Origin of the sequence: Dankookia sp. GCM10030260, from assembly GCF_042666655.1 — a bacterium.
Lineage (GTDB): Bacteria > Pseudomonadota > Alphaproteobacteria > Acetobacterales > Acetobacteraceae > Paracraurococcus.
In genome coordinates, this window is sequence record NZ_JBHTDE010000002.1 from 339,200 (window position 1) to 360,402 (window position 21,203).

Here is a 21,203-nt window from a genome sequence, read left to right on the forward strand (position 1 = left end):
AGATCTGGCGATGCGGCTGAACGCGGTCGATCTGGGCGAGGGCGCGCCGCTGGTGCTGCTGCACGGGCTGTTCGGCGCGGCGGGGAACTGGGGCGCAGTCCAGAAGTGGCTGGCGGGGGGGCGGCGGGTAATCGCGCTGGACCTGCGCAACCACGGGTCATCCGGTCGCGACGCGGCCATGGACTACCCGGCGATGGCGGCCGACGTCGCGGAGACGCTTTCAGCGCTGGGCGCCGCGCCGGCGGCGGTGCTCGGCCATTCCATGGGCGGCAAGGTGGCTATGGCGTTGGCGCTGACCCGGCCGGCCCTGGTCGAGCGCCTGGTCGTCGCCGACATCGCCCCCGTCACCTACCCGCCGGCGCTGCGTGGGTATGTCGCCGCGATGCAGGCGGTGCCGCTGTCCGCCGGCCTGACCCGGCGGGAGGCCGATGCGGCCCTTACCGAGGCGATCCCGGAGCCCGGCATCCGCGCCTTCCTGCTGCAGAACCTGCGGTTCGGGGAGGAGACGCCGAGCTGGCGTCTCGGCCTCGCGGAGATCGCCGCGGCGATGCCGGTGATCGAGGCCTTCCCCGAATTCGCCGGGCGCTACGACGGCCCGGTGCTGGTCATGAACGGCGAGCGGTCGAACTACATCCGCCCGGCGCACCACGAGCGCATCCTGGCGCTCTTCCCTCGCGCGGAATTCGGCACCGTGCCGGGCGCCGGCCATTGGGTCCATGCGGAGAACCCGCAGGCATTCCTCGGCCTTTTGGAACCCTTCCTCGCGGCCTGAGCCGCGGGTTCAGGCCGCCGCGCGCCGCGGCGCCGCGACCATCGGAGTGTCCCGGTCGGCCGTGCCGCCCAGCCGCACAATGGTCAATTCCGGGGGCATGCCGAACCGCACGGGCAGCATCGAGTTGCCGATTCCACCGGAAACCACTAGGTGCCGCCCGGCTTCCTCGATTGCGCCATAAGCATAGCGGTTGCCGTAGCGGCTGGGGACCACCGGCGAATAGCCGCCGATCCGCACCTGCCCGCCATGGGTATGGCCCGATAGCGTCACCGCCACCCGGCCTGGTACATCGGGGAAGATGTCCGGCTCATGCGCAAGAAGGATCGCCGGTGCGTCGTCGGTGAAGGCGTCGAGTGTCGCCGCCAGATCGTCGGCGCCGCGATAGGCGCCACGCCGCTCGCGGTAGGCCCATTGGCTGCCGAGCCCGCCCAGCCAGACGGGGCGGCCCTGATGCACCAGCCGCCGCGCCGAATTATGCATGATCGGCAGGCCGGCCGCGGCGAAATCCGCCGCCGCCTCGGGCAACCCCTCGCCGCCGCGCTGGGTGGCACGGTCCTCCCACCAGTCGTGGTTGCCGAGGATGGCATGCACGCCGAGCGGCGCCTTCAACCCCGCCAGCACCTCCGCCACCCCACGGAAACTCGGCCTGCTGGTGGTGAAGCGGTGGTCGGCCAGATAGTCGCCCAGCAGCACCACGAGGTCCGGCTGCAGCGCGTTGCACATCCGGACCGCACGCGCGAGCCGTGGCAGCGTGGTATGCGGCCCGCCGCAATGCGGATCGGCGATCAGGGCGATGTTCAGCGGCAGGTCGACCGGCCAGGTGGCCGGCGCCAGGTGGTGCTCGACCACGCGGAGCGCGACGCCCGGTTCGTAGCCGAAGGCGTAGCCACCAAGGCCAAGGCCCAGCGCGCCGGCGCCGCCGGCCGAGCGCAGCAGGGTCCGCCGCTGCAGCCGTGCCCGCCAGCCTCGCCGCCCCGTCTCCCCGGGGGCGTCCGCCCCCCGAGCAAAGGCCGCCACATCACCGTCCATGCCCAACCCCGTCTGGCCCCGGCCGCCTTGCCGGCCTGGTTCGGCTGGCAAGCTTCGCGCCACCCAAAGAAGGGGCGCCGTCTGCGGAGGGCGGAATGAAGATCCCCAGGCCTGGGCGGCGTCGTGCCGCCTGCGACCGGTCGCCCCATCTGCACCGATGCTGGCTGCTGGATTCCGAATCGGGCGGAAGCCGCGCGAGCCTGACATCGCGACCGGAGGGACGCGGGGCATCTCATACAGGAGGCGCCCGGCCAGGGCCAGGACAACGGCAGGGCGGCCCTGCGGGCGGTGGTGTGGCTGGGATGCCGCTGCCGCATGGCTGTGCCCGTCCAGGAAAAAGCATGTCCTCCCAAATCCCTCTGGGGCAGCCCCCGCCCGGCGGCGACTGCCGACCCACAGAAATGGCGGAGGGGCCAGGCAGCGTCCTTCCTCCCTGGCCGCGCCTTAGGCCAGTACGCAGCCACCCTCGGCCAGCGGCCGGAAGGCCTCCTCCGCCGGGGTGGTGGCGACCAGCCTGTAGTAGTCGAAGGGCGCCTTCGATTCCTCCGGCCGTTTCACCTCGAACAGGTAGGCCGGGTGCATCTTGCGCCCGTCGGCACGGATGCTGCCCGGCCCGAAGCAGTCGTCGTCGGTCGGCATCGCCTTCATCCGCGCCACCGTGTCCCGGCCGCTGAGCTTGGCCTGGGCCATTCCCATATCGGCGCAGGCCTTCAGGTAGTGCAGGGTCGCGGCATAGCCGCCGGCATTCATCTGATTCGGGCAGAAGGCGCCGGTCTTGCCCTTCATGCGGCCCCAGAAGGCCCGGGTACGGTCGTTGAGGTCCCAGTAGAAGCTCTCGGTCAGCCGCAGCCCCTGCGCCACCGGCAGGCCCATGGTGTGGATGTCGGTGAGGTAGGCCAGCATCAGGGCGATCTTCATGCCCCGCTTGGTCAGGCCGAATTCCTGGGCCTGCTTGACCGAGTTCACCGTATCCGTCCCGGCATTCGCCAGGCCCAGCACCTTCGCGCCGCTGGAGGAAGCCTGCAGCAACTGGGCGGAGAAGTCGGTGGTCTGCGGAAAGGGGTAGCGGACGGCGCCGAGCACCTTGCCACCCGCCTGGGCGATGAACTGCGTCGCCTGGCTTTCGATCATGTGGCCGAAGGCATAGTCGGCGGTGATGAAGAACCAGCTGTCACCCCCGTCCTTCACCATGGCCTGGCTGGTCGCCTTGGCCAGCATGTAGGTGTCGTAGGTCCAGTGCACCGTGTTCGGCGTGCACTGCGCCCCGGTGAGTGCCGCGGTCGAGGCGCCGGAGGCCAGGAAGACCTTGTCCTTCTCCTTCGCCACCCCGGCGACGGCGAGGCCGACGGCTGAGTTGTTGGCATCCACGACGGCATCGACGCCGCGCTGATCGAACCATTGGCGGACGGTATTGGCCCCGACATCGGTCTTGTTCTGGTGGTCGGCCTGGACGATCTCGACCCGCAGGCCGGGATGGGCCGCCATCGCCTCCGCCACCGCCTGCTGCACACAGGCCAGCGTGGTCGGGCCCGACCAGTCGCGATAGGGGCCTGAGAAGTCGGACAGCACGCCGAGCCGGATCACCGGGCCGCCCTGGGCGCGGCCCGGGGCGAAGGGCAGGGCGGCGAGCCCGGCGCCGGCGACCAGACCGCGACGGGTGAGGGATGGCTGCATGGATGGTCCTCCGGATGGCTTGTTGTTCTGCCGCGGAGCATGCGGGAGCGGCCTGGAATTGGGAACGGGTCCGGCGCAGCATCGGTGAAGGGGAGACCAAGCATGCAACTTGCCTGGACCGCGCTGGCGACGGGGCATGGCTTGCCCACCGCGGGGGAGATGGTTGAAATCGATGGCGCCGCCTTCACCGTTGAGGCGATGCCGCCCGGCTATGCCTTGCTGCTGCCGGAGGCCGCCTGCTGCGCCGGCTGCCGGCCCGAGCCGGCGACGACGATTGAGCTGCTCTTCGCCGGTGCTGCGCCCCACGGCCCCGGCCCGCACCGCATCGCCGGCACCTGGCAGCCGCTGCCGGCCGGAGATCCGACCGGCTGGCGCTGGCAGATCCGCGACGCCCGGGTGCAGGCCAGCGCCGCCGCCGGTCCCTGGCTGCGGCGCCGCGCGCTGCTGGGTGCGGCGCCGCTGCTCGGCGTCGCCGCCACCTCCGGCTGCGCCGAGCCGGCGCCGCCCTCCGCCGCGGCCCGGGCGCTGGTGGCCGAGGCCGCGCCGATGGACCTGCACAGCCATGCCGGCCGGGTTATCCTGCCCCGCGGTACGCCGCGCCCCTTGGAGCCGGTGGGGGCGCCAATGCGCGAGGGCGGGATGCGGCTGATCGCCCTGGCCATGGTCGCCGACACGCCGACCAGCACCATCACCGCAGACCGCCGGATCGAGGCCTACCGCGACCCCTCGCCAGGCGAATTGTATGCCCATGCGCAGGCGGCCTTCGCCCGGCTGGGATCGCTAGTCTCGACCCAGTGCCTGGCGGTGGTCGCCGACCAGGCCGGGCTGCGCGCGGCGCTGGCACCGGGTGCCGGCCCTTCGGTGGTGGTTGCATCGGAGGGCGCCGACTGGCTGGAGGGCCGGCTGGAGCGGCTGGAGGAGGCCTGCCGGCTGCACCGGCTGCGCCACCTGCAGCTGGTGCACTACCGGGTGAACGAGCTGGGCGACATCCAGACCGCGGCGCCGGTGCATGAGGGGCTGACCGATTTCGGTGCCGCGGTGGTGCGTGACTGCAACCGCCGCGGCGTGGTGGTTGATGTCGCGCACGGCACCTTCTGGCTGGTGCGGCGCGCGGCGGCGGTGACGACCCGGCCGCTCGTGCTCTCGCATACCGGCCTTTCCGGCCGGCCCTCGCTGCACAGCCGCTGGGTCACGCCGGAGCATGCGCGGCTGGTGGCGGGGACCGGCGGGGTGATCGGCGTCTGGCCGCTGCTGGGATCCGAGGCGCCGACGCTCGGCAACTATGCGCTGGCCATCGCGCGCATGGTGGATGCGGTCGGCATCGACCATGTCGGCATCGGCAGCGACATGCTGGGACTACTCGGCACGCCTGCCTTTGGCGATTACCGGGAGACGCCGGCGTTGGCCGAGGCGCTGCTGGCGCGAGGGTTCTCGTCGGGAGAGGCGGCGAAGATCCTGGGCGGGAATTATGCGCGGGTGCTGGCCGCGGTGCTGCCGGCGTGAAAAGGTCGCGGAGGGAATAGCATTCCCTCCCCGAACCCCTCCCTCCCTTTTTCTAAGTTGGCACCTGCCGCGCGGCGAGTGCCAACCCAGGAAAATAGATGAGGGGGTCTGGGGAAGAATCCTTTCTTCCCAGCCTTACTGCGGCTTGAACGCACTCCGCTTCGCCGCATCAGCCGCCCGCCACAGGTACCAGGCGGCGATGCTGCGCCAGGGCGCCCAGGCCTCACCGATTGCCGCCAGCGCCTTGGGCTTTGGCTGTTCCTCGAGGCCCGTCGCGACTTTCCAGCCTTCCCGCACGCCGAAGTCGTCGACCGGCAGGATGTCCGGCCGACCGAGGGTGAAGATCAGCAGCATCTCCACCGTCCAGCGCCCGACGCCGCGGATGGCGACGAGTCGCTCGATCAGCGCCGCATCGTCGAGCTTCGCGCAGCCTGCCCGGGTCGGCACCAAGCCGCCCGCGGCCTTCTCGGCGATGTCGCGGATGGCGGCGACCTTGGATCCCGAGAAGCCGCAGGCCCGCATCACCTCCACCTCCATCGCCAGCACGGCTTCGGGGGCCGGGAAGGCCTGGCCGGGATGGTGGGCGAGGAAGCGGCCGAGGATCGCCTCCGCCGCGCGGCCGTGCACCTGCTGGTGGGCGATGGCGCGGACCAGCGCCTCGTAGGGTTCGCGCTCCACCGCTTCCAGCGTGCAGGGGCCGATCCGCCTGATGACCGCCTTCAACACCGGGTCGCGGCGGAGATGGCGTTCCGCCTTGGCCCAGGGTCCCGTCTTGGCCGGCGGGGCGCCGGTGCCGACCAGTTCGACCATCAGTCCACCGAGATCCCGGCATCGCGCGACATGCGCAGCCAAGTGGATTGCTCGCGCTCCAGCCAGGCCTCCAGCCCGGCCGGCGGCACCAGCAGCGGGTCGACATAGGCGGCGCGCAGCTTGGCCTGGGTTGTGGCGTCCATCGCCTCCGAAAAAGCCTGGCGCAGCCGTGCCAGCACCGGCTCGGGTGCGCGGCGGTGCACCAGCAGGGTGTTCCAGACCGAGACCGCATAGCCGGCGACGCCGGCCTCGGCGATGGTCGGCACCTCGGGCAGCGCCGAGGCGCGGGTCGCGGTGCTGACGCCCAGGCCCCGGAAGTTCCCGGCGCGGATCTGCTGGGTCGAAGTGGCGGTGGTGTCAAAGAGGAAATCGACCTCGGCCGCCAGCAGCGCCGCGACCGCGGGGGCGGAGCCGCGATAGGGCACGTGCGTCGCTTCGAACCCCGCCATGCGCTGCAGCAGCGTGGCGCAAAGGTGGGAGGAACTGCCGTTGCCGACCGAGGCGAAGACCAGTCCGCCCCGCTTGCCGCGCGCCACCAACTCGGCGACCGAGCCGACGTCGAGCCGCTTCGGGTTGACCGAGAGCACGTTGGCCATGTCGTTGATGGTGCCGAGTGGGAGGAAGTCGCGCTGCAGGTCGACGCCCGACTTGGCGTAGAGCAGCGGATTGACCCCGTACATCGCCGCGGTGCCGACCAGCAGGGTATAGCCGTCCGGCTCCGCCGCGCTGGCCGCCTGGGCGCCGATGTTGCCGCCGGCGCCGGCGCGGTTCTCGACGATCACCGGCTGGCCGAGGCGCTGGCCCAAGGGCTCGGCCAGGATGCGGCCGACGATGTCGGTGACGCCGCCGGGCGGGTAACTGATGATCAGCCGCGGCGGCCGGTCGGGGAAGGCCGCCTGGGCCAGGGCCGGGGCGGCGAGCAGCGCGGCGGCGGCGCCGAGCGTGGCGCGGCGGGTATGCATCGGGTTGTTTCCTGCCTGGACGTCGGCGGGGGCGTAACAGGCGGCGCCTAGCGCAGCAACAGCCAGGTCCCCGCCCAGCCGAGGACGAGCACCGCCAGCATCGACGGCAGCAACAACCGCCAGAGCTGCGCCGGCCGGGTGCCGTCGGCCAGCAGCCCGCAGACCAGGGCGGTGACGCCGAGGCTGGCCTGCACGCTGGCGGCACCGGCGAAATTCTGGATCGCCGGGGCGAGGATCGGCGGCAGGCCGGCGGCCGCGCCCAGCGCCGCCTGCACCGGCATCAGCGCGGCGTTGGAGCCGACATTGCTGCCCGTCACCACACCCGACAGCAGGGCGATCGGCGCCACGGCGAGCGGCGCCAGCGGGCCGAGCGCCGCTGCCGCGGCCTCGGCCAGGCCGGCCGCGGCGCCACTGCCGGCCAGCAGCCGGCCGAGCATGACATACAGCAGCAGCGCCACGGCCGGCTGCCTTGCCTTGACCAGCGCAGCGCGGACGCGCGCCGCGCCGTCCGGCCGCGCCAGCAGCAGCCCGCCGGCGACCAGCCAGAGCACCACGGCGACATGGGTGACCGGCAGGCCGGGATAGTCGGGGAAGGGGTGCCAAGCCGGCGCGCCCGGCCAGAGCCGCGCCGCCAGCAGGCAGGCCAACAGCACCAGATAGGGCGCCGCCCGCCCGAGCGCGGCGCGCAGGTCGCGCGGCGGGTCGGCCCGCCACAGCGCCCAGAGCATCACCGGGCCGGAGGCGAGGATCCCCGCCAGCTCGAAGGGCAGCCAGGCGGCGGCGGCCAGCAGCAGCCCTGCCAGCGCCGCCAGCATCGCCAGTTGCGCCAGCCGCTCCCGCACCGGCACCGGCACCCCGGCGCGGGCTTGCAGCGACCAGAGCAGCGGCGCCAGCAGCAGCAGCCAGGCCGCGGTCAGCCAGGCGGCGGCCATGGACAGCGCCTGGGCCGGCAGGCCGGTGAGCGCGGCGCCAAGCGCGGTGCCCGGCCCCAGCCCGCCCCAGGGCACCATCACCAGCGCCTGCAGGGCGAGCGCGCCGGCCGCGGCGCCGCCGATGCCCATCCGCCGCAGTGCCGACAAGGCGAAGACGGTGCCCACCGCGAATCCGGTGCAGCTTTCCAGGAAGACTCCCATCGGCAGGGTCGCCGCGAAGACCCGCGCCGGGCTGGGCGGGAGCGGCGCCTCGGCCGCTCCACGCGTTGCAACGGCATGGAACAGCAGCCCTCCGGCAACGACGGCCACCGGCTGCAGGCCGAGGAAGAGGCCGCGCCGGGCCTGCTCCGCGAGGAAGCCTGGCAGCGCCGCCGCATCGGGCAGCGAGACCAGCACCGCCGGCAGCGCCGCCAGCAGCGCCGCAAGGCAGGCGCCGACCGGCCCGGCGCGGCCGCTGCCGAGCAGCCCCAGCAGCAGAACCAGCGGCATAGCCTGGAACAGCAGCGTCACCGGCTTGCACCGCCCGCGCCGGCGGGCAAGTTTCGCCGATGACCAACCTTTATGCCGCTTATGGCAGCAATCTCTGGCATGCGCAGATGCAACTGCGCTGCCCCGGTGCCACCGTCGATGCGGCGATCCTGCTGCCGGGCTGGCGGCTGGCGGTGCGCAAATTCGCCCTCATCGAAGCCGACCCGGCGGCGGTCTGCCTGGTCGGGCTCTGGCAGGTGACGCCGACGCATCTCAAGGCGCTCGACCGCTACGAAGGGCCGCACACCTATGCGCGGCGGCAGATCGACCTGCCGGACGGCAGGCGCGCCTGGATCTACCTGGAACTGGTCCACCGCCCCGGCCCGCCCGCACCCGAATACGTCGAGCGGCTGCGGCGTGGCTACGCCGATTTCGGCTTCGATGACGCCCCGCTGCAGGCGGCGTTGGCCGGCGGTTGATCCACGCCCCGCTTGTCCCGGTATTGTCGCTTCCCGACCCATCCCGGCACCCTGCGGTACCTCCTCACCTGCAACAAGCAGGGGCCAGGCGCGCCAGCCACGACTCGGGCGCATGGCCTAAGGGTGATTTGCCTTCATCGCGCCCAGCGGGACATAGCGGGGCCGGATGCGCCGCTGCCGGGCGGGGCCGCAAGGAACCGCATGCACGACGAGGCCGCGCCGCTGATCCTGACGCTCGGGCTGGATGCCGAGACCCAGTCCTGGCTGGAATCCATGCGCCGGGCGCATTTTCCACCTGCCCGCAACCTGGTGCCGGCCCATGTCACGCTGTTCCACGCCTTGCCGGGAGAACATCTGGTGGAGACCGTCTCGGTGCTGGCGGCCGAGGCCAGCAGCCTGCCGCCTTCCCGCGTCCGGGTCGGGCCGGCCCGCTCGCTCGGCCGCGGCGTGGCGCTCGAGATCGGCGCGCCGGTGGTCGCTGCGCTGCGCGATCGGCTGGCCGAACGCTGGCGGCCCCGGCTCACCGCCCAGGATCGCCAGCGCTGGCGGCCGCATGCAACGGTGCAGAACAAGGTCTCGCCGGAACGGGCGCAGGCCCTGTTGCTCAGCCTCGACGCGCTGCTGCCGGCACCGCGCGAGGCGCAGGCCGAGGCCTTGCTGCTCTGGCGCTACCGCGGCGGGCCGTGGGAGGCGCTGGAACGCATCCCCTTCACCGCCGAGGCCTATCCACGCGCGAGCATCGTCTAGCGCTTCGTATCAAGCCACCTGCAGCAGCCCGGCGATCAGCTTCGCCCGGGGGACCAGGCTGTCGAGCAGCAGATGCTCCTCGAGCGTATGCCCGCCGGCGCCCTGCACGCCGAGCCCGTCGAGCGTGGGCACGCCCATCGCTCCGGTGAAGTTGCCGTCCGAGCCGCCGCCGGCACTCTGGTGGTTGATGTCGAAGCCGATCGCCTGCGCCACCCGCCGCGCGGTGCCGTAGAGCGCCATGCCGTGCTCGTCCGGCTCCCAGACCGGCCGGGTCACGCCGCGCGTCACGCTCAGCTGGACGTCGTTGCCCGTGGGGCGGAGCGACAGCATGTGCTCGACCGCGGCGTCGAGGTCCGCCTGCCGCTTGGCCATCGACAGGCTCTCGGCGTCGCAATGGGTCGCCACGCAATTCACCCATTGCCCGCCATGGATGACGCCGATCGAGTAGGTGACGTCGTCGTTGGTCAGTGCCTCGATCGCCACCACCTGGCGGCACATCTCGCGGATCGCGCTGCGGCCATCCGCCAGGCGGGCGCCGGCATGGCTCGGCTTGCCGGTGGTGCGCAGGTTGAAGCGGGCGATGGCGTAGCGGCCGGTGACCACGCCGCCATCCGGCCGCGCGGGTTCCGGCACCAGCACCACCGCGTGGCGTGCCGCCTCGGCCTCGATCAGATCGCGGGTGGAGGGACTGCCGATCTCCTCGTCGCTGGTCAGCAGCACGGTGACCGGACGGCTGGTGGCGATGCCTGCCTTGATGAGCTGGCGGATCGCCTCGACGGCGATGTAGTTACCCCCCTTCATGTCGTAGACGCCGGGGCCGTACAGCCGGTTGCCCTCGCGGCGGAAGGGCAGGGGCTCCAGCGTGCCGACCGGGTGGACGGTGTCGAGGTGACCCATCACCAGGATGCCCGGCTCGCCTGCCCGCGGGTGCGGGAAGGTCGCACGCACGCAGTCGCCGTAGCCCATGCGGCCGGGGATGGTCTCCACCCGGGCGCCGAGCAGCGCCAGGTCGCGCGCGGCGATCGCCATCATGCGGTTCACCGCGGGGGCATCGAAGGTCGGGCTTTCGCATTCGACCCAGGCCCTGAGGCCCGGGATCATCGCCTCGGCATCGAAGGGCAGGTCGAGGGCGGGGGCATTCATGAGTCTCTCCCGGATGGGTAGGCCGAGCCTCCCCCGCGCCGAGTATCCCGGCAAGAGGGCGGCTTCCCTTCGCAGCCTCCGCGACTGCTAGACTACGGACCATGAACCCACCCCCCCGTCTCGTTCCCCAGGCCGGTCCCTCCGTCTGGACCGGTGCCGCGCTGACCCCCGCCGATTGGATGGTGCCGGTCGGCGCCGAGGCGGCCACGGAACTGGAGGCGGTGCTGGTGGCGCTGGCCGGCCGCATCCCGGCCGGGCCAGGCGATGCGGCGTTGCCGGCCCTTGCCCCGGTGCTGCGCAGCGTGGCGGAGCGGCTGGAGCATGGCCGTGGCTTCGTCCTGCTGCGTGGCCTCGACCTCGGCCGGCTCGACGGGCCGGCGACCGAGGCGGCGCTGCTGGTGCTCGGCGCCCATCTCGGCACCGCCCTGCCACAGGATGCGGTCGGAATGCTCGTCGGCCGGCTGGCAGGGCCGGGCGCGGGGGTGGATGCGCCGGTGCGTTTCCATGCCGACCCGGCGGATTGCGTCGCCCTGCTCTGCCTGCAGCAGTCCAGCGCCGGCGGGCGGGTGACCCTGTTTTCGGCCGCGGCGTTGCACAATGCGTTGCTGAAATCCGACCGCACCGCGCTGGCCACGCTGCATGGCGGCCTGCCGCACCGCAATGGCAGCGGCGAGCCGCTGCACCTGCCGGTCTTCAGCACGACCAGCGGCAGCTTCGTCGGCCGCTACGACCGGGACGCCATGCTGGACGATGCGCTGGAAGATGCGCAGCAGGCGGCCTTGGCGGCGCTGGACGCCGCCGCGGCGCTGCCAGGCCAGGCGCTGTCGCTGGCGCTGCATGCCGGTGATATCCTGTTCCTCAACCCGCAGCTGGTCTGGAAGCAGGTGGTGGCGGGGGAAGCACCGGCGACGGACGAGGCGTCGCGCGAATTGCTGCGGCTTTGGCTCTCGATGCCCGGTTCGCGCGCTCTGCCGGAGAGCTTCGGCGCGGTCTTCGGCACGACGGCGGCCGGCGCGCCACGCGGCGGGGTGCCGTTGGCGAACGGCTTGGTGGGGGGATGAGGCGGATGCGGCTGCTGGTGGCGAATGCGAACACGACCGAGGCGATCACCGAGCTCTGCGCCGCCTCGGCACGCGCCGCCGCCGGCCCGGGCACCGAGATCGTCCCCGCCACGCCGCGTTTCGGCCCGGCGGTGATTGCGACGCGCGCCGAGGGCGCCATCGCCGCGCATGGCCTGCTCTCGCTGCTGGCGGAACATGCGGGCCGGGTCGACGGCATCCTGCTCGCGGTCTCGCACGACACCGCGCTGGAGGCGGCGCGGCAGTTGCTGCCCTGCCCGGTGGTGGGGATGACCGAGGCCGCCTGCTTCGCCGCCTGCTTGCTCGGCGGCCGGTTTGGGCTGGTGACCATGGGCGCGGTCGATGTCTACCGCGAGCGCATCGCCCAGCATGGCCTGGCCAGCCGCCTGGCCGGGCTGCGCGGCATCGCGCTGACCCCGCAGGATGCGGTGCGCGACCCGGAAGCGGTCGCCCTGCAGATGGATGCCGCCATCGCCGAGGTGGTGGCCGAGGGCGCCGATGCCGTGGTGCTGGGCGGCGCCGCGCTGGCCGGTATGGGGCCGCGGCTGCAGCGCAACGCCAGCGTGCCGCTGTTGGACGGCATCGCCTGCGGCGTGAAGCTGCTGGAGATGCTGGTGGCGCTGAACCCGCCGAAGCCGACCACCGGCAGCTACGCCGCGCCGCGCGGGCGGGAGATGCTGGGGATCGACCCGGGCCTGACGGCGCTGCTGCGCGGCGGCTGACCGCCACAGCCCGCAGCATTCCTGACGCCGGGTGGCGCGCAAAGCGGCAGCGCCATGCCCCAGGCGGCAACTCCGGCCATGGCCGCCGCTTGCGCCGGGGCCGGCGCCCGGCATGCTGGAGTCGGGACGTGCTGCGGGCCGCGCCGGGTGGCCTGCCTCCTCCCCGGGGCAAGACGATGCTCAAGCGATCGATCGCCGCTGCGCTGCTCGCGCTCGGCCTGGGCAGCACGGCCGGGGCGCAGACCGCGCCGGCCTTCACCTTCCGCCTGCACTCCTTCTCCTCGCCGACCGCGCTCGACCACACCATGCATCTGGACCGCTGGGCGGAACGCATCGGCACCGCGAGCGGCGGCCGCATCAAGGTCGAGGTCTATCCGGCGATGCAGCTCGGCGGCCAGCCGCGCGACCTGGTGCAGCAGCTTGAGGACGGCGTCGTCGACCTGATCTGGACCGTGCCGGGCTTCACCCCCGGCCGCTTCATGGGGACCGAGGGGCTGGAGCTGCCCTTCATGAACACCGGGCGGTCCACCACCCAGTCGCCGGCATCCTACGCCTTCGTCCAGAAGCACCTGGCCACGACCGAGTATCGCGGCATCAAGGTCATTGCCATCAACGCCACCGACCGGGCGCTGGTCCACACCACCCGCAAGCCGATCCGCACGATCGAGGACTTCAAGGGCCTGAAGCTGCGCGTCGCCGGCCGCTGGATCGGCGAGGCGGTGACGGCGCTGGGTGCGACGCCGGTCGGCATCGCTTTGCCCGGCGTCTACGAGGCGCTGGCGCGCGGCCAGGTGGACGGCATGCTGATCAACTGGGCCATCACCCAGCCCTACCGCTTCTACGAGGTGGCGAAGTTCCACACCGAGCCGGCGACCGGGCTGTTCCAGGGCATGATCCTGACCCTGATGAACCAGAAATCCTATGAGCGCCTGCCGCCCGAGCTGCGCGCCGTGATCGACGCCGACAGCGGCGCCCCGCTGTCCCGCAGGCTGGGCGAGATCTGGGACAGCCAGACCCAGGGTGCCGTCGACGCCACCAAGGCCGCCGGCAACGAGATCGTCGAGATCAACGAGGCCGAGAAGGCACGCTGGCAGCAGGCGGTGCAACCGGTCTACGACGCCTGGATTGCCGAGATGACCCGCCGCGGCCGCGACGGACGCGCGATGTTCCAGGACATCGCCGCGATCGCCAAGCCGCGGTGAGCGCGATGCGCGCGCGGCTGACGCGGCTGTCCGAGATCGCCGCGCTGGTCGGCGGCGCGCTGCTGATGCTGGCGGTCGGCGTCACCTGCGCCTCCGTCCTGCGTGGGGTGGTCGGGCAGCCGATCCTCGGCGACTCGGAGGTGGTAGAGATGAGCCTCGGCGTGGCCGTCGCGCTCTGCCTGCCCTGGGGCGAGATGCGCGGCGCGCATGTCATCGTCGACGTCTTCACCGCACGGCTGCCGCGGCGCGGCATCGCCGGGCTGGATGCGGCGATGCGGGCGGCAGTGGCGCTGATCGCCGCCGTGCTCGCGGTGCAGCTGGCGACTGGCGCGCACGGGCAGTGGGACCGCGAGCGGGAGACGATGTTCCTGCAGATCCCCTATTGGTGGGGCTATGCGATGGCGGCGCTCGGCCTGCTGCTCTGGACCGTCACCGCCGGCTTCGTCGCTGTCGAACGGATGGGCGAGGCGCGCCGCGCATGACCGGCTTCGAGATCGGCATCGCGATGTTCGTTGGCGCCCTGCTGCTGATCGGGCTGCGCATGCCGGTCGGCCCGGCGATGCTGCTGGTCGGCGGGCTCGGCTATGCGGCGATCGCCGGCTGGTCGCCGTTGCTGGCCAGCCTGAAGACGCTGACCTTCTCCCGCTTCTCCTCCTACACATTGTCGGTCATCCCGCTGTTCCTGCTGATGGGCGATTTCGCCACCAAGGGCGGGCTGAACCGGGCGCTGTTCCGCGCCGCGCGGGCCTGGATGGGGCATTGGCGCGGCGGGCTGGCGGTGGCGACGGTGGGCGGCTGCGCCGCCTTCGGCGCGATCTGCGGGTCCTCGCTGGCGACGGCGGCCACCATGTCGCAGGTCGCCGGGCCGGAGATGCGGCGGCACGGATATTCGGCGGCGCTCAGCACCGGGACGCTGGCGGCCGGCGGTACGCTCGGGATCCTCATCCCACCCTCGGTCATCCTGGTCATCTACGCGATCTATACCGAGCAGAGCATCGGCGTGCTGTTCGTCGCCGCCGTCATCCCCGGGCTGATCGCCACCGCCGGCTACATGCTGGTGGTCAACCTCTATGCAAGGCTGCATCCGCGATCCGCCCCGCCGGCCGAGCGGCTGCCCTATGCCGAACGCTTCCGCGCGACCGCTGAGGTCTGGCCGGTGCTGCTGGTCTTCATCCTCGTCGTCACCGGCATCTATGCCGGCTGGTTCAGCGCGACCGAGGGCGCCGCGGTCGGCGCCGCCGCCACCTTCGTCATCGCCGTCGGCCTCGGCGGCATGCGCTGGCCGGGGTTGAAGGAGGCGCTGCTGTCGACCGCCGAGACCACCGGGCTGATCTTCCTGGTTCTGCTGGGGGCGGAGCTGTTCAGCGCCGCGCTGGCGCTGTCGCGGGTGCCGGCGGAGCTTTCGGCGGCGGTGGCGGGCATGGATCTGCCGCCGCTGGTCGTCCTCGGCGCCATCCTGGTGATCTACTTCATCCTCGGCTGCTTCATGGAAAGCATGGCGATGGTGCTGCTGACGCTGCCCATCTTCGTGCCGCTGATGCTCGGCCTCGATTTCGGGCTGAACCCGCAGCAGGTGCTGGTCTGGTTCGGCATCCTGGTGCTGGTCAGCGTCGAGGTCGGGATGATCTCGCCACCCTTCGGGATGAACCTCTTCGTCATCAATGCCATGGCGAAAGACGTGCCGATGGGCGAGACCTACCGGGGCGTCGCCGGCTTCGTCGTCTCCGACGTCGTCCGGATCGCGCTGCTGACCCTGCTGCCCTGGCTGTCGCTCTGGCTGCCGGGGTTGTGGTAGGCGGGACGCCGGGCGGCGTTCGGCCGACGGGGGAATCGGTGTGCTGCGACGGGTTGGTTTCGGACTCGGAATTCTCGTCGTGCTGCTGGTGGTCCTCGCCGGGGCCGGGCTGCTGCTGCTCGGACGGCTCGACCTCGCCGGCTTCGCCGCGGGACGGGCCGAGGCCGCGCTGGGCCGCAAGGTGGCGATCGGCTCGCTGCATGTGACACCCGGCCGCTGGCTGCGGATCGAGGTGGAGGGCCTTCGCATCGGCAACATCGAGGGCGGCACACGGCCGGAGATGGTGGAACTCGGCCGCGCCGGCGCCGAGGTCGAGCTGGTTTCCCTGCTGCGCGGCCCGCCGGTGCTGCGCGGCGTCGAGCTCGAGAAACTCTCGGTCCTGCTGGAACGCACCGCGGACCGCACCCGCAACTGGCGCTTCGGCGCACCGCGGCCGAAGCACGAGGGACCCGAGGATCGTTCCGCTATCCCGACCCTGCTGGATGCGGCGATCCGGGACAGCGAACTGCTTTTCCGCACCAGCAGCGGGCACGTGCTGCGGACGCAGCTGCGCGACGCGACGATCCACACCGAGAGCGACCAGGCGCCGCTGCTGCTGCGCGCCGCCGGCAGCTACAACGACGTGCCCGTCGCCCTTGAGGGGAGGCTCGAATCCATCGCCATGCTGCGCGACGCGAAGCGTCCCTTCGGCACCAAGCTGCATCTGGCCTCGGGCGAGACCACGCTGCGCTTCGACGGGACTATGGCCGACCCGCTGGATGTCGATGGCGCCGAGGGCCATGCCGTGCTGCGCGTGCCGCGGCCGGAGGCGATCCTGGCGCTGGCCGGCGCCTCCGATGCCGAGCTGGATGCGTCGCTCGACCTCGAAGGCCGGCTCGAGCACCACGGCGATGTCTGGCGGCTCTCGGCGGCCAAGGGGCAGCTGGCAGGGGAGGCGGTGACGGTGCGCCTGGCCGAGTTCACCGAAGGGGAGACCGGCAGGCCGGATGCGGTCGCCATCGATCTCGGTTTCGGCCGGCTCGACCTCAACAAGCGGCTCGCGGCCGGAAGGCAGGCGGGCAGGGCGGAAGCCGACCTGCCGCTGACCGTCAGCGCCGCGCCCGACCCCTTGCTGGCGGCCAGGATCACGGTCGAGGAACTGGTCTATTCCAAGCTGCGGGCGCGCGATGTGGCCTTCGAGGGCTCGCTCATGCCGGGCCGCATCGCGGTGGAGAGCTTCGCCCTGACCACCAGCGGTGCCCGGGTGGTCGCCTCCGGCCAGGTGGAGCGCCGCGGCGAGGGCGGCGCGGTGACGGCCGAGGTGCAGCTGCAGGATGGCGATCTCGACGCCCTGCGCCGCGCTTTCGGGCTGCGCGACCTGCCGCTGTCGGGCCGCCTGAACGGCTGGGTGGCGGTGGCGGCGGAGGGCCTGACGCTGAACGCCGCGGCGGCCGGTGCGAGGGTCTCGGCGGTCGTCGCGATGCAGGGCGGCCGCATCGCGCGGGAGGTGATCGAGACGGCCTCGATCGATCTGCGCCTGCTGTTCCGCAGCGCCCAGGGCACTACGCCGGTCTCCTGCCTGCTGGGGATGCTGGAGATGCGTGCCGGGGTAGGGGAGGTGGCGCCGCTGCGCATCCGCTCGGCCGAGGGCACCCTCGCCGGGACCGCCAGCTTCGACCTGAACCGCCGGCAGGTCGACCTGGTCGCCGGCAGCGTCCGCAGCACCACGGATTTCTGGGCGCTCGACATCCCGGTGCGGGTGGCCGGCAGCTTCGCCTCGCCCAGCATCCGCCCGGCGCGCTGGTCGGCGGATGGACGGGCCCGGCTGGCGGCGGCCGACGAGGTCGCGCCGCTGCCGGTCCGGCTGCGCGACTTCGCCCGGCGCAACCCCTGCTACCAGGCGGCAGCTATTCCAGCTTCGCCCCGGACAGCTTCACCACCTCCGACCACTTCGCGTTCTCGGCCGCGATGAAACCGGCGAAGGCCTCCGGCCCCAGCGGCCGTGGGGCGCTGCCGATATCCTTCAGCTTGGCCTGGACCGAGGCCTCTGACAGGGCCTGAAGCGTGGCACGGGCGATGCTCTCGACAACCGGCTGCGGCGTCCTGGCGGGGACCTGGAGACCGAACCAGGCTACTGCCTCGAACCCCTTGAGGCCTAGGGTGGCGCCGGCCTCGGCTACCGTCGGCACCTCGGGCGCGGTGAACCAGCGGTCCTTGGAGGTGACAGCCAGCAGCCGCAGCGCGCCCGACTTCAGATGCGGCAGGTAGGCCGGCAGGTTGTCCACCGCGAGCTGCAGCCGGCCGGCCAGGATCTCCGGGATGACGCCGCCGGTGCCGCGATAGGGCACGTGCTGCAGGTCGATGCCGGCCTTGTACTTCAGCAACTCCCCGCACAGGTGCCCGGAGGTGCCGTTGCCCGGCGTGCCGTAGTTCAGCCCGCCCGGGTCACCCTTGGCGAGCGCGATCAGCTCGGCCAGGCTCTGCGCCGGGACGCGGGCATCGACGATGACGCCGTTCGCCACCTCGTTCACCAGGGCGACCGGCGCCAGGTCCTTCTGCGGATCGAACGGCATCCGCGCATAGAGGTACTGGTTGATGCTGGCGGTGCCGATCGTGCCCATCAGCAGCGTGTGGCCGTCCGGCTCGGCCTTGGCAACGAAGTCGGCGCCGATATTGCCGCCGGCGCCTGCCCGGTTGTCCACGACCATGGGCTGGCCGAGCAACTCGCCCAGGCGCTCGGCCATCACGCGGGCAGTGACGTCGGTCGCGCCGCCGGCCTGAAAGGGAACGATCAGCCGGATCGGCCGGTTGGGCCAGGGGGCCTGGGCACGCGACGGGGTCGGCGTGGCGAGAAGGACGGGCGCGGCGGCTAGCAGGGTGCGGCGGGTGATGCTCATGGGGCGGGCGGGTTACTCCCCGCCCGCCGTCGCCGCAAGCCGGTCCTCAGTCAACAGTCGCACCCGAAATGCGTACGACCTCGGCCCATTTGGCGATCTCGGCCCGGACGAACGCGGCGAAGGCTTCGGTCGTAGTGCCGCCATCCGGCGCCAGGTTGGGTGGATCGGCGCCAAGCTCCACGAGCCGCGCGCGATAGGACGGGTCCTTCGTCCCGACATCGATCGCCCTGCCGAGCTGCGCGACGATCGCCGGCGGCAGCCGGGCCGGCGCCTGGACGCCGAACCAGGATGTCGCCTCGAAGCCTGGCAGGCCGCTCTCGGCCACCGTCGGCACATCGGGCAGCGCCGGCGACCGCTGCGCCCCGGTGACCGCCAGCGCCCGCAGCCGCCCGTCGCGGACATGGCCGATGCAGGAGGGGATGTTGTCACAGCCCGCTTCCAGCCGTCCGGCCACCGCCTCCACCAGCATCGGCCCGGCGCCGCGGAAGGGGACGTGGGACAGCGCGATTCCGGTGCGGAACCTGAACAGCTCCATGGTCAGGTGCGGGCTGCCGCCGCTGCCGGCGGAGCCGTAATTCAACATGCCCGGCTTGGCGTTCGCCAGGGCGATGAACTCGGCCAGCGTCCGTGCCGGGACCGAGGGATGCACGAAGAGCACGTTGGGCACCCGCATCAGCAGGCCGAGCTCGGTGAAGTCCCCGGGCTTCACCGGCATGCGCGAGCCGAACAACGTGTAGTTGATGCTTCCGGTGCCGACATTCGTCGCGTGCAGCGTGTAGCCGTCGGGCTCGGCCCGGGCGACCTGTTCGGCGGCGATGTTGCCGGTGGCGCCGGGGCGGTTCTCCACCGCCACGGGCTGGCCGAGCCCCGATGCCAGCCGCTCGGCAATCAGCCGGGCGGCGATGTCGGTGGTGCCGGCGGGCGGGAAGCCGCAGACCAGCCGGATCGGCCGGCTGGGCCAGGGCGATTGCGCGCGCGCCAGGCCGGGCAGCAGTGCGGGCGCGGCGAGCAGGACGCGGCGGTGCATCGGCCTCATTCCACCTTGGCGCTGCTGCGGCGGACGACATCCGCCCAGCGGCCGCGTTCGGCCGCGAGGAAGGCCTCGAAGGCCTCCGGCGTGCTGCCGCCATCCGGCGTCAGCCCGGGCAGGTCGGCGCCGAGCTCCGTCATCCGGGCGCGGAAGGCCGGATCGCGGGCGACCGCGTCCACCTCCCGGCCCAGCCGGGCGAGAATCGGCTTCGGCAGCCCGGCCGGGGCGAGCAGGCCGAACCAGGCGGTTGCCTCGAAGCCCGTTATGCCTGCCTCTCGCATCGTCGGCACCTCCGGCAGCACGGCGCTGCGCGTGGCCCCCGTGGTGGCCAGGGCCCGCAGCTGGCCGTCGCGGCAGAAGGCGAGGGAGGAGGGGATGTTGTCCATCCCGGCATCGACCCGCCCGGCCATCAGTTCGGTCAGCATCGGCGCGCTGCCGCGATAGGGCACATGGATCAGCGGCGCCCTCGTCTCCAGCCCGAAGAGCTCCATGCAGACATGCGGGGAAGAGCCGATGCCGGCGGTGCCGTAGTTGATCCCGCCCGGCCGCGCCTTCGCCAGCGCGACCAGATCGGCCACCGAGCGCGCTGCCGAGCCGGGCGGCACCATCAGCACGTTCGGCACACGGGTCAGCAGCCCGACCGCGGCCAGGTCGCCCGGCCGGTAGGGCATCCGGTCGCCATAGACGGCGAAGTTGATGGCGCCGGTCCCGATGGTGGTCAGCAGCAGAGTGTAACCGTCTGGTTCCGCCTTGGCGACGAAATCGGCGCCGACATTGCCGCCGGCGCCGGGCCGGTTCTCCACCACCACTGGCTGGCCGAGCCGGGCGCCGAGCCGTTCGGCGGCCAGCCGCCCGGTCAGGTCGGTGGTGCCGGCCGGGGTGAAGGGGATGACGATGCGGATCGGGCGGGACGGCCAAGCCTCCTGCGCCCGCGCCACCGCCGGCAACGCCAGCAAGGGGGCTGCGAGAAGCCAGCGGCGCGGGGTGGTCATTCCGCGGTCGCCCCGGACTGCTTCACCACCTTCGCCCACTTGGTGATCTCGCTGCGGACGAAGGCGTGGAAGGCGGCCGGCGTGGTGCCGCCATCCGGTGTCAGACCCGGCGGCAGTCCGCCGAGGTCGGCGACCCGGGCGCGGGTCTCCGACTCCTTCATCACCGCGTCGATCTCGGCGCCGAGCCGATCGATGATCGGCTGGGGCGTCTTGAGCGGCGCCTGGACGCCGAACCAGGCCGTGGCCTGGACGCCAGGGAAGCCGGCTTCCGCCGTGGTCGGCACCTCGGGCAGCGCCGTGCTACGGGCCGCGGCGGTCAGGGCCAGCGGCCGCAGCCGGCCGTCCCGAATATGGCCGATGACGGAGGGCAAGTTGTCCACCGCGACCTCGATCCGGCCGGCGATCACCTCCTGCAGCATTGGGCCGGCGCCGCGGAAGGGCACGTGCAGCATGTCGATGCCGGCAACGGCCTTCAGCAACTCCCCGGTCATGTGCAGCGAGGTGCCGATGCCCGAGCTGCCGAAGTTCAGCTTGCCCGGATTCTTCTTCGCATAGGCCACCAGCTCGGCCAGGGTCTTCACCGGCAGGGCATTATTGACGAAGATCAGGTTGGGTACCTGGGTCATCAACCCGACATCGATGAAGTCGTCGGGCTTGTAGGGCATCCGGCTGCCATAGAGGCTGTAGTTGATGGCGCCGGAGGAGATGGTGCACATCAGGAAGGTGTAGCCGTCCGGGTCGACCTTCGCGACGTAGTCGGACCCGACATTGCCGCCAGCGCCCGGGCGGTTCTCGATGATCACCGTCTGGCCGAGCTTCTCGCTGAGCCGCTGGGCCAGGATGCGGGCGACGATGTCGGTGGTGCCGGCCGGCGTGAAGGGGACGATCAGGCGGATGGAGCGCGACGGCCAGACGGCGGTCTGTGCGGTGGCGGGGGCGGCGAGCAGGCCGGCGGTGGCGGCAAGCGTGGCGCGGCGGGTGAGCATGG

At 72.3% G+C, this 21,203-nt stretch carries 20 protein-coding genes; 10 read left to right on the top strand and 10 right to left on the bottom strand.

The annotated features are described in order from the left end of the window. Positions 1–10 precede the first annotated feature (10 nt). Positions 11–772, top strand: a complete 762-nt coding sequence (locus ACFQS7_RS08050) for an alpha/beta fold hydrolase (protein WP_380066524.1) — start codon at positions 11–13, stop codon at positions 770–772. A gap of 9 nt (positions 773–781) precedes the next feature. On the opposite strand, the gene ACFQS7_RS08055 is transcribed toward ACFQS7_RS08050, so the two are convergent. Both ACFQS7_RS08055 and ACFQS7_RS08060 read right to left on the bottom strand, forming a co-directional pair. Next, entirely contained in the window at positions 782–1,801 is a 1,020-nt protein-coding gene (locus ACFQS7_RS08055; protein WP_380066525.1) for a metallophosphoesterase, read from the bottom strand. Positions 1,802–2,245: 444 nt separating this feature from the next. After that, complete coding sequence (locus ACFQS7_RS08060; protein WP_380066526.1) at positions 2,246–3,475, bottom strand: ABC transporter substrate-binding protein; 1,230 nt, start codon at positions 3,473–3,475, stop codon at positions 2,246–2,248. A 102-nt stretch (positions 3,476–3,577) separates the two neighbouring features. Here ACFQS7_RS08060 and ACFQS7_RS08065 point away from each other — a divergent pair, with 102 nt between their 5' ends. Next, positions 3,578–4,978 (top strand): dipeptidase, encoded by a 1,401-nt coding sequence (locus tag ACFQS7_RS08065; protein WP_380066527.1) that lies wholly within the window; start codon positions 3,578–3,580, stop codon positions 4,976–4,978. 135 nt (positions 4,979–5,113) lie between these two features. Here the strand turns inward: ACFQS7_RS08065 and ACFQS7_RS08070 are convergent, their stop codons facing one another. From ACFQS7_RS08070 to ACFQS7_RS08080, 3 genes are read right to left on the bottom strand one after another with little or no spacing between them, the layout of a single operon-like run. After that, positions 5,114–5,788, bottom strand: coding sequence for a DNA-3-methyladenine glycosylase family protein (locus tag ACFQS7_RS08070; RefSeq protein ID WP_380066528.1), 675 nt, complete (start codon positions 5,786–5,788; stop codon positions 5,114–5,116). Continuing rightward, a complete protein-coding gene (locus tag ACFQS7_RS08075; RefSeq protein WP_380066529.1) occupies positions 5,788–6,750 on the bottom strand; it encodes a Bug family tripartite tricarboxylate transporter substrate binding protein in 963 nt (320 codons plus the stop codon). The genes ACFQS7_RS08070 and ACFQS7_RS08075 overlap by 1 nt, the downstream gene beginning before the upstream one ends. Before the next feature lie 47 nt (positions 6,751–6,797). Next, positions 6,798–8,192 (bottom strand): hypothetical protein, encoded by a 1,395-nt coding sequence (locus tag ACFQS7_RS08080; protein ID WP_380066530.1) that lies wholly within the window; start codon positions 8,190–8,192, stop codon positions 6,798–6,800. A gap of 38 nt (positions 8,193–8,230) precedes the next feature. On the opposite strand from ACFQS7_RS08080, the gene ACFQS7_RS08085 reads away from it, so the two are divergent. After that, entirely contained in the window at positions 8,231–8,629 is a 399-nt protein-coding gene (locus tag ACFQS7_RS08085) for a gamma-glutamylcyclotransferase family protein (RefSeq protein WP_380066531.1), read from the top strand. Positions 8,630–8,830: 201 nt separating this feature from the next. Further along, positions 8,831–9,376 carry a 2'-5' RNA ligase family protein gene (locus ACFQS7_RS08090; RefSeq protein ID WP_380066532.1) on the top strand — a complete coding sequence of 182 codons (546 nt, stop codon included), beginning with the start codon at positions 8,831–8,833 and terminating at the stop codon, positions 9,374–9,376. A gap of 9 nt (positions 9,377–9,385) precedes the next feature. Here ACFQS7_RS08090 and ACFQS7_RS08095 read toward each other — a convergent pair whose 3' ends face one another. Further along, positions 9,386–10,519 (bottom strand): M20/M25/M40 family metallo-hydrolase, encoded by a 1,134-nt coding sequence (locus ACFQS7_RS08095; RefSeq protein WP_380066533.1) that lies wholly within the window; start codon positions 10,517–10,519, stop codon positions 9,386–9,388. Positions 10,520–10,620: 101 nt separating this feature from the next. Here ACFQS7_RS08095 and ACFQS7_RS08100 point away from each other — a divergent pair, with 101 nt between their 5' ends. The 6 genes from ACFQS7_RS08100 to ACFQS7_RS08125 all read left to right on the top strand — a co-directional run bounded on the left by ACFQS7_RS08100 (position 10,621) and on the right by ACFQS7_RS08125 (position 17,268). Then, positions 10,621–11,580, top strand: a complete 960-nt coding sequence (locus tag ACFQS7_RS08100; protein WP_380066534.1) for a TauD/TfdA family dioxygenase — start codon at positions 10,621–10,623, stop codon at positions 11,578–11,580. Further along, positions 11,577–12,320, top strand: coding sequence for an aspartate/glutamate racemase family protein (locus tag ACFQS7_RS08105; protein WP_380066535.1), 744 nt, complete (start codon positions 11,577–11,579; stop codon positions 12,318–12,320). Before ACFQS7_RS08100 ends, ACFQS7_RS08105 begins: the two co-directional genes overlap by 4 nt. 176 nt (positions 12,321–12,496) lie before the next feature. Next, a complete protein-coding gene (locus ACFQS7_RS08110) occupies positions 12,497–13,522 on the top strand; it encodes a TRAP transporter substrate-binding protein (RefSeq protein ID WP_380066536.1) in 1,026 nt (341 codons plus the stop codon). A gap of 5 nt (positions 13,523–13,527) precedes the next feature. After that, entirely contained in the window at positions 13,528–14,004 is a 477-nt protein-coding gene (locus ACFQS7_RS08115) for a TRAP transporter small permease (RefSeq protein WP_380067230.1), read from the top strand. Next, the gene (locus ACFQS7_RS08120) at positions 14,001–15,317 is read left to right on the top strand and encodes a TRAP transporter large permease (protein WP_380066537.1); all 1,317 of its coding nucleotides are present in this window, start codon (positions 14,001–14,003) and stop codon (positions 15,315–15,317) included. Before ACFQS7_RS08115 ends, ACFQS7_RS08120 begins: the two co-directional genes overlap by 4 nt. A gap of 79 nt (positions 15,318–15,396) precedes the next feature. Beyond that, positions 15,397–17,268, top strand: a complete 1,872-nt coding sequence (locus ACFQS7_RS08125) for an AsmA-like C-terminal region-containing protein (protein WP_380066538.1) — start codon at positions 15,397–15,399, stop codon at positions 17,266–17,268. Here the strand turns inward: ACFQS7_RS08125 and ACFQS7_RS08130 are convergent. From ACFQS7_RS08130 to ACFQS7_RS08145, 4 genes are read right to left on the bottom strand one after another with little or no spacing between them, the layout of a single operon-like run. Further along, positions 17,204–18,193, bottom strand: coding sequence for a Bug family tripartite tricarboxylate transporter substrate binding protein (locus tag ACFQS7_RS08130; protein ID WP_380066539.1), 990 nt, complete (start codon positions 18,191–18,193; stop codon positions 17,204–17,206). The genes ACFQS7_RS08125 and ACFQS7_RS08130 overlap by 65 nt on opposite strands. A gap of 46 nt (positions 18,194–18,239) precedes the next feature. Beyond that, a complete protein-coding gene (locus ACFQS7_RS08135) occupies positions 18,240–19,220 on the bottom strand; it encodes a Bug family tripartite tricarboxylate transporter substrate binding protein (RefSeq protein WP_380066540.1) in 981 nt (326 codons plus the stop codon). A 5-nt stretch (positions 19,221–19,225) separates the two neighbouring features. Next, entirely contained in the window at positions 19,226–20,215 is a 990-nt protein-coding gene (locus ACFQS7_RS08140; protein WP_380066541.1) for a Bug family tripartite tricarboxylate transporter substrate binding protein, read from the bottom strand. Then, a complete protein-coding gene (locus ACFQS7_RS08145) occupies positions 20,212–21,201 on the bottom strand; it encodes a tripartite tricarboxylate transporter substrate binding protein (RefSeq protein WP_380066542.1) in 990 nt (329 codons plus the stop codon). The genes ACFQS7_RS08140 and ACFQS7_RS08145 overlap by 4 nt, the downstream gene beginning before the upstream one ends. Positions 21,202–21,203: the final 2 nt, after the last annotated feature.